Origin of the sequence: Chryseobacterium contaminans, assembly GCF_001684955.1 — a bacterium.
GTDB lineage: Bacteria > Bacteroidota > Bacteroidia > Flavobacteriales > Weeksellaceae > Chryseobacterium > Chryseobacterium contaminans.
In genome coordinates, this window is the sequence record NZ_MAYF01000081.1 from 1 (window position 1) to 7,563 (window position 7,563).

Below are 7,563 nucleotides of genomic sequence, written 5' to 3' on the forward strand. Positions count from 1 at the left end.
TTTCAGTTCCTGATAATCTTCATCGTTCATTTCTCTGATCTTATCGGCTAATCCGAAAGGAGATTTTTCTTTAATTCCATATTCATCAAAAATACCTCTAATAAATCTTTTTCTTTGTGCGGCTTTTTTAGCAATTAAGGCTACACCCACAACGGCTAGTGCTCCAAGAGCTCCTTTTAATGCTGAATTTTTCATTTTTTCAAAATTTTAAATTTTACTACTTCTTGTTTTTTATAGAGACGAATGAATTTAAATTTTACTTTACTACTTCTTTAAAATTTTTAAATTATTCGTTATTTCTGTTGAAGAATCCTCCGGAACATCTGTTTCTCCAGGCTTCTTTAAATTTCTCTTTCTCTTCAGGCGATAATCCTTCCATTTTCTGTCTCATTTTTCGCTCTTTAAAGTCTCTCATTCCTTTACCGAAATGAAAACCTCCGAAAAGAATTTTGCTTAAAATAAGAATTCCCATTGCCTGCCAGAATGTAATGGATTTTACACCTAAAATTTCCGGAAGCAGACAATTCCAAAGCGACATTACGATCCAGGTAACGGCTAAGAGAATTAACGGCGGGCATAACAATAAAAAAATCCAGCCTTTTTTGTGTTTATGATTCATAATTTCTTTTTCTAACTTTTTAAATCTTCGTATAATTTTCTCAATCTGTTTCTTAAATGCTTCACAGCATAGTTTTTTCTGCTGATGATGGTCTTGATGTTTTCTCCCTGTTCATCGGCGATCTCCTGGAGGGTTTTGTCGTTCAGTTCGTTTTCTACGTAGACCAGCCTTTGTTTTTCGGGAAGTTCATCAAGCGCTTCAAACAGTTTTTTCCAGATCTCATCCTGAAACATCTTCACTTCAGGGCCTGCACTTTCATCCATCAACAAAATATCTTTGATGGAAATGCTTCCGTCTTCGTCTTCATAGACAAAGTCTTCCAAATTTTCTGTTTTCTTTTTACGGTAACGGTCCGTAATTTTATTTGCCGTTACCCTGTACAGCCAGCCTCCAACATTCACAATTTCGGAAAGATTGGTAAGACTGCTGAACTGATACCACACTTCCTGCAGAATATCTTCCGCATCTTCCGTGTTTTTCACTTTGGGACGAATATAAGACATCAGCTTTCCTCCGTAATTGGAAACGGTTTGTGAGATGATGCTTTCTTTATCCTTCTGTGGCATTGTTATTTTTTCGACAACCTCCATACTGCTATGACGGCTATCCTTTTTGTTTTACTTTAATAAATTTAAAATATTTTTCCGGAACTTCAGTTTTTCTTTTATTCATCGGAGTTTTTAATTATGGATGATAAGTGATAAATGATGAGTGATACTGGTTAAGGCTATTGATTATCATTTTCGGTTTCACTTTAACTGAAAAAAATGGCAACTCATAAAACTAAATATCTACGTGATCTGGGAAATCTGTGAGAAAAATATGGATTCCACAATACACTGCGTTCCGCTCTGAATGACAAAATGAGTACATCATTCAAATCATCTGTGGAATATTCAAATTTTATCGAGATTGCTTCGCTTTGCTCGTAATGACAAAAAAAGAAACGAAGGACATTATATCCTCCGTTTCCAAAATTATAAAAATTGTCTGTTTATTTTTTATTGAAATTCTCTGCAAAGAATCCCAGCATAGATTTATAGAGTTCAATCCTGTTAGGCTCTTTTCCGAATCCATGTCCTTCATCATATTTTACCATGTAAGGAACTTCAAACCCTTTGGCACGCATTGCTTTTACGATCTGATCAGATTCATTAATATTTACTCTAGGATCATTAGCTCCCTGTACCACGAATAATGGTTTTTTGATCTTGTCAATCTGAAATACCGGAGATACTTCTTTAGCAATTTTAGCTTCTTCCGGGTTATCCAGGTCGTACCAGATCTGTTTTACCATTTCTTTGTAAGGTTTCCAGTATTCCGGGAAAGAAGCGAAGAAGGTGAAAATGTTGGATACTCCTACATAATCTACTCCACAAGCATATAAATCCGGAGTTTTAATTAAGCCCATCAAAGTAGCATACCCACCGTGGCTTCCTCCGTAGATGGCTATTTTATCTTTGTCTACCCAACCCTGGCTGATTGCATATTTTACTCCGTCTTCCACGTCATCCATAGCTTTTCTTCCGATCTGCTTATATCCGGATTTCTGGAACTCTTTTCCATAACCACCGGAAATTCTGAAATTCACCTGAAGTGTTGCATATCCTCTGCTTGCAAACAATTGAGCTTCTGGATTGAATCCCCAATGATCCCTGATTCCCTGAGGGCCACCGTGAGGATTTACAATTAAAGGAACTTTTTTCCCGTCCAATGCTGCTTTAGGAAGGGTAATATATCCATGAATGGTTAATCCGTCCCTGCTTTTGAATTCAATAGGTCTCATTTCAGCCATATCTTCTTCTTTCAGCTGTGGCATCAGGTTGTAAAGAAGTTTGGTTTGTTTGGTTTTCGTATCATATTCGTAGTAAGTTCCGTACAATTTGTCACTTCCTACTACCACCAAAAGTTTATCATTATTATCATCTGATGAAACAATTCCAAACTCTTTATCTTTAAACTGGGCTTTTAACTGATCATCAATTTCTTTATAGAACTTACTTACCGGAACTGTTTCTCCTTTTAAGCCTTCATAACTGATATAATCCAGTTCATAATTTCTGTTCTTTCCTGCCACACTTATGGAACTTACATCGTATACAGGATTAGCATATACTTCTTTGATTACTGCATTCTTTTTCAGGTCATACAAAACAATTCTCGCCTTATCACTATCCAGATTAGTCACTACATAAGCTTCATCTTTATTTTTAGAATTATCATTAAACCTGATAATACTGAAAGTGTCTGACCAGTCTGCAGATTTCAAAAGGTTGAATTTCCCGGTCTGTAAATCTTTATAATAAGTTTTAGTAGTTAGCCCGTTTTCAAGAATACTATAGCCTCTTAAATTACCGTCTTTATCGAAAATATACCCATCAATAGGGCTGTTGACATCTTTATTTTCATACAATTGAGTCATTTCTCCGGTCACAAAATTAATTTTATATGGCTCAAAGATCTGCTTATTGTTCTTATTCATTGTTACCACAACGAAATCAGTATCTTTTATGGGAATAATCTCACCTAAGGTAATGCCTTCAAATGGTGTTAAATCTTTAAGGTTTGTTCCGTCTACATTGGCTGCATACAAGTGGATATTCTCATTTCCGCCTTTATCCTGAGTATAGTATAAACGGTTTTTATTCAGCCAACCATAGCTTTTTATCAGATCATCTTTTTCAACAATGGCCTTGGTAATTTTCCCTGTATTCAGTTCTTTAACATAGACATGATTTTTACTGTCTTTATCTTTTTCCTTATAGGAGAGGTATTTACCATCAGGGGAAATTTTAAATACAGAAGCTTTTGGCCTTGCAAAATAGTCTTCCACTTTATATTTAAAGTTTCCTTTATCATAAGATACAAGTTTCTCAAGATTGGCTTTGGAAGACGGAAGCGTTGGATCTCCCGGAAGTTTAGCGGTGGAATTTTGTGCGTTAATCATAATAGCAGAAAGTACAATATAAGCTGTACCAAAAATTTTGGAATTTAGATTCATAACTTACGTTTTAAAGTTAAAAAACAGAGTCCCCAATTCAATATTTCCATCAATAAAAAATCAGATCCTTTATAAATAAGACAATTCAGAACTCAAAACGTTACAATATTTAACATTTATTTTGATAATTTCATTAAAATAAAAAAGCAGCCCGGAGGACTGCCTGTATATCTGTATAATATATTACTGTAAATAAATTCCGAAATACCAGGTCCAAGCTATTAAAATGATCTGCATGGGAATTCTTTGAGTATAAAGATACTGCATTCCCGGACCTGTATAATCTGCTTTAAAAATATTAATGTTTTTTTGAGATGAATTGATATTGGCTATAAAAACCAATACATAAAAGATAATCAGTAAAATGGCTGTTATTTCACGAATCGAAGGAATCATAAGTCCTATTCCGGCAGCTATTTCCAACAATCCTGTACTATATACCCAAAACATTTTAGCCGGAATAAAATCCGGGATCATCATCGCCATTCCTTTTTGAAATTTAAAATGGGAAAATCCTGTAAACATGATGAAAACAGCCATACTAAGGTTTCCTGAAAACAAAAGATCCGGCTTACCCTGAAATGCCAATGTTCCGAGTAGAGCTAATACAAATGTTCCGAAGAGAATTACTAATAGTTTCATATTTTTCTTGCCGGATAAAAGTTAATAGAAGCAGACTAAGACATATATGTTGTTGCTCACCGGCAACATTAAACTCTTCTACACTGCACTAAGATTAACTCCTTCCGCCAAACTTTTCACTACCATCAATCCCTTTGTAAAACCAGTATCCATATGATCCCGCCATTCTTTATCTACCTGAACTTCGGTATGAAGCTTGGTTTTTCCGTCAAGATCGGTTAGGAAATATTTTTCAAAGCAGCCACTCCATTCCATGACTTCTTTGCTTTGGGTATCTTCTACTCCATTTTCAGTCATTCCTAAATGTTTAAAGATAATTTGATTGGGTTCATCTAAACTGTCTATGGTAGAAACCATTCCATCTCCTTTTTCATTAAGAAAATAGGTCTTTCCACCTACCTTCCAGTCGGATTTCATCACGGAAGATCCGGCCCCAAAATATTGTGTCCATTGACCATAAGTTTCAGGTCCCCAGAGGATGTCCCATACCTTCTGTAAAGGAGCGTCTATTATTGTTTCGTACGATAAAGTTTCCATATTTTAAAATTTTTGTGATGGGTTGTCTTGTTAAATAGATGTTTCTTTACAGTTGATTTTCCGAAAGATGCTTTACAATATTCATTGCTTTTGGAAATTTTTCTTCAAAAAAAGTTTTAAACTCAGCCGGAGTATTGATGACTGTTCTCAATAATGTTCCTTCCTCATTTTCTTCCAGGAAATAGGCTTCTGTTGCATCACCCCATTCCTGGGCAACTTCAATTCCTTCATAAATTTCGCCTAAATGCAAAAATGTTATTTCTTCATTAGGGATCACTTTTATAACCTTGCTGTACATCCCATTATTTTTAGGATCCAGGAATTTAACGATACTATTCTCTTCTAATGCTCCTTCATAAAAAGAGCCTTCTGTAAAAGCAGTAGTCCATTGTCTGTAAGTAATATCACTCCAAAGGACACTCCATACTTTTTCAGGTTCTGCATTAATTTCTATTTCGTATGATAATTGTTCCATATTTTTATATTAAGTGGTATGTCTAAGATTTAAGTTTTAAGAATTTGAAAATGGATGCTATACCCATGATAAGATTATCCTCCAACAAAATCCCCGCCATTAATATGAATCACTTCACCTGTGATGTAACTGGCGTCTTCAGAGGCCAGAAAAACATAAGCCGGAGCGACTTCGGATGGCTGACCTGCTCTTTTCAAAGGAGTATCTTTTCCAAAGGTTTCAAGATCGTCAAACGCTTCTTTTACCAGTGGCGTCCATATAGGTCCGGGAGCCACGCCAGTGACCAGAATTCCTTTTTCAGCAAGATTATCAGCCAATGAGCGGATAAAGGATAAAATAGCGCCTTTTGTGGCAGCATAATCAATTAAGTGATCGCTTCCACGGTAGGCTGTAACAGAAGTTGTACAGATAATACGGCCTCCTTTTCCCATTAACGGCAGAAAATTCCGGGTAAAAGAAATCATGGAAATGATATTGGTATCAAACGTCTCCTGAATCTGTTCATCTGAAATTTTTTCGAGACTGTTTTTTGAAGTATGAATTCCTGCATTGTTCACAAGAATATCAATACTTGCCCATGTTTCCTTAACCTTATCTACACATTTGGTTCGGAATGCTTTGCGGGTAAGATCTCCTTTAATCAAAAGACATTTTCGCCCCTCTTTTTCTACCAGCCTTTGGGTTTCTTTGGCGTCATCATCACTTTCTTTATAAATAATAGCAACGTCCGCTCCTTCTCTGGCAAAATGAACAGCTACTGCCTGTCCTATTCCACTGTCTCCTCCTGAAATGACAGCTTTCTTATCCAATAGCTTCCGGCTGCCATGATAATTATCCCGGATAATCTCCGGAAACTGCCCTTCTTTAGGGACTTTCGACTTAGATTGTGATTTGTTCTGTGTTTTCATAAGCAAACCTTTTTTATCTAAATAGCATCAAACAGCAAGCCGAAATGTTTTTAAGAATGGTAAGCGTCTTCTAAATCCTGGATAATAATTTTCTGCATTTTCATCATCGCCTGTACCACTTTATAAGCTTTCTCCTGGTTAGGGTCATTCATCAGCTGGATCAGTCTTTTAGGAACAATCTGCCAGCTTAGGCCATATTTATCTTTTAACCAGCCACACATGCTTTCTCTGCCTCCGTTTGAAGTGAGCGCATTCCAGTAAGTGTCGGTTTGCTGCTGGTCATCCGTCATTACTACTAACGAAATTCCTTCGTTAAAATCAAACTGATGATCGTAAGAATTATCCATACAGAATAATGAGTACCCATCAATGACAAAATGAGCATGCTGAACATTTTCTGCCGGTTCAGGAATAGGATGTCCTTCACTTCCATCACCGTATTTCAAAATGTTTCCAATGCTTGAATTAGGGAAAGTTTGAGTATATAACTCCATTGCTTCTTTGGCTTTTCCATTATTTTCATGAATAAACATCAAAGTAGGAACTATTTTCTGTTCCTGCGCTTTTTCACCTAAAAACAATTGCCACGTCACCCCAAATTTATCCTGAACCCAGCCATATTTTTTACTCCAGGAGTAGGATCCAAGTTCCATAAGAGCTATTCCACCCTCCAACAGTTGATCCCAATACTTCTGAACCTCATCTTCCGTATCACAGATCACCATAAATGAAATAGAAGGATTCTTTTTAAACTGAGGACCGCCATTAAGCAGCATTATTCTCTGCCCAAACAGATCAATATTCATTACCACGGGAGTATCTGCTGTAATTTCACCACCGAAAACTTTACAGTAAAACTCTGCGGATTGTTTGGCATCTCCGTCGTACCAGAGACATGGGAAAATATCGTTATTCATAAGTTTTAATTTTTAAAGTTGATTTTATAGGCAATTTATTCATAAAATCTGTAGAAAATATGGACACTTCTGTAAGATTTTATGTTGAGATTCTTCATTGCGCGCTGCTTCATTCAGAATGACAAAAACATCACTTATTTCTACCTCGCGGATTGAGCTGATTTGGCAGATCATTAAAAGTAAAAATCTGCGTCATCTGCAAAATCTGCGAGAGATATTCTATGTTGAGATTCTTCATTGCGCGTTGCTTCATTCAGAATGAGAAGATACAACTTACATCATTCACAAAAAATGTTATTTATTAAAGATAAGCATAAGAGTGATAATGTCCCTGCATTCAAAGAAAATCATATTCATCTAACTGCAACGACACGATAAAAATCAAGTCTTTTCACTGTTATGCTTCTTTAAAACACATCTGATGTTCTTTCATGTAGTCTTTCAGCTTCATCACTGTATTTTTT

Annotated in this window: 9 protein-coding genes; all 9 read right to left on the minus strand. The window is 36.0% G+C overall.

The annotated features are described in order from the left end of the window. Window positions 1–195, minus strand: a 195-nt coding sequence (locus tag BBH99_RS06465; protein ID WP_066693559.1) for a hypothetical protein, incomplete at its 3' end; no start/stop codon positions are given. Between the two features lie 91 nt (window positions 196–286). Beyond that, a complete protein-coding gene (locus BBH99_RS06470; RefSeq protein ID WP_066693561.1) occupies window positions 287–619 on the minus strand; it encodes a hypothetical protein in 333 nt (110 codons plus the stop codon). 11 nt (window positions 620–630) lie between these two features. Next, on the minus strand, window positions 631–1,185 hold the full coding sequence (locus BBH99_RS06475; RefSeq protein ID WP_228390754.1) for an RNA polymerase sigma factor: 555 nt from the start codon (window positions 1,183–1,185) through the stop codon (window positions 631–633). Between the two features lie 428 nt (window positions 1,186–1,613). Continuing rightward, on the minus strand, window positions 1,614–3,620 hold the full coding sequence (locus tag BBH99_RS06480; RefSeq protein ID WP_066693574.1) for a S9 family peptidase: 2,007 nt from the start codon (window positions 3,618–3,620) through the stop codon (window positions 1,614–1,616). Between the two features lie 183 nt (window positions 3,621–3,803). Continuing rightward, the gene (locus tag BBH99_RS06485; RefSeq protein ID WP_066693577.1) at window positions 3,804–4,262 is read right to left on the minus strand and encodes a DoxX family protein; all 459 of its coding nucleotides are present in this window, start codon (window positions 4,260–4,262) and stop codon (window positions 3,804–3,806) included. 78 nt (window positions 4,263–4,340) lie between these two features. Further along, the gene (locus tag BBH99_RS06490) at window positions 4,341–4,799 is read right to left on the minus strand and encodes an SRPBCC family protein (RefSeq protein WP_066693587.1); all 459 of its coding nucleotides are present in this window, start codon (window positions 4,797–4,799) and stop codon (window positions 4,341–4,343) included. Window positions 4,800–4,845: 46 nt separating this feature from the next. Beyond that, window positions 4,846–5,274: an SRPBCC family protein gene (locus BBH99_RS06495; RefSeq protein ID WP_066693591.1), complete on the minus strand. Its 429-nt coding sequence runs from the start codon at window positions 5,272–5,274 to the stop codon at window positions 4,846–4,848. Between the two features lie 74 nt (window positions 5,275–5,348). Next, window positions 5,349–6,182, minus strand: a complete 834-nt coding sequence (locus BBH99_RS06500) for an SDR family oxidoreductase (RefSeq protein ID WP_066693594.1) — start codon at window positions 6,180–6,182, stop codon at window positions 5,349–5,351. Window positions 6,183–6,232: 50 nt separating this feature from the next. After that, complete coding sequence (locus BBH99_RS06505; protein ID WP_066693597.1) at window positions 6,233–7,099, minus strand: VOC family protein; 867 nt, start codon at window positions 7,097–7,099, stop codon at window positions 6,233–6,235. Window positions 7,100–7,563 lie beyond the last annotated feature (464 nt).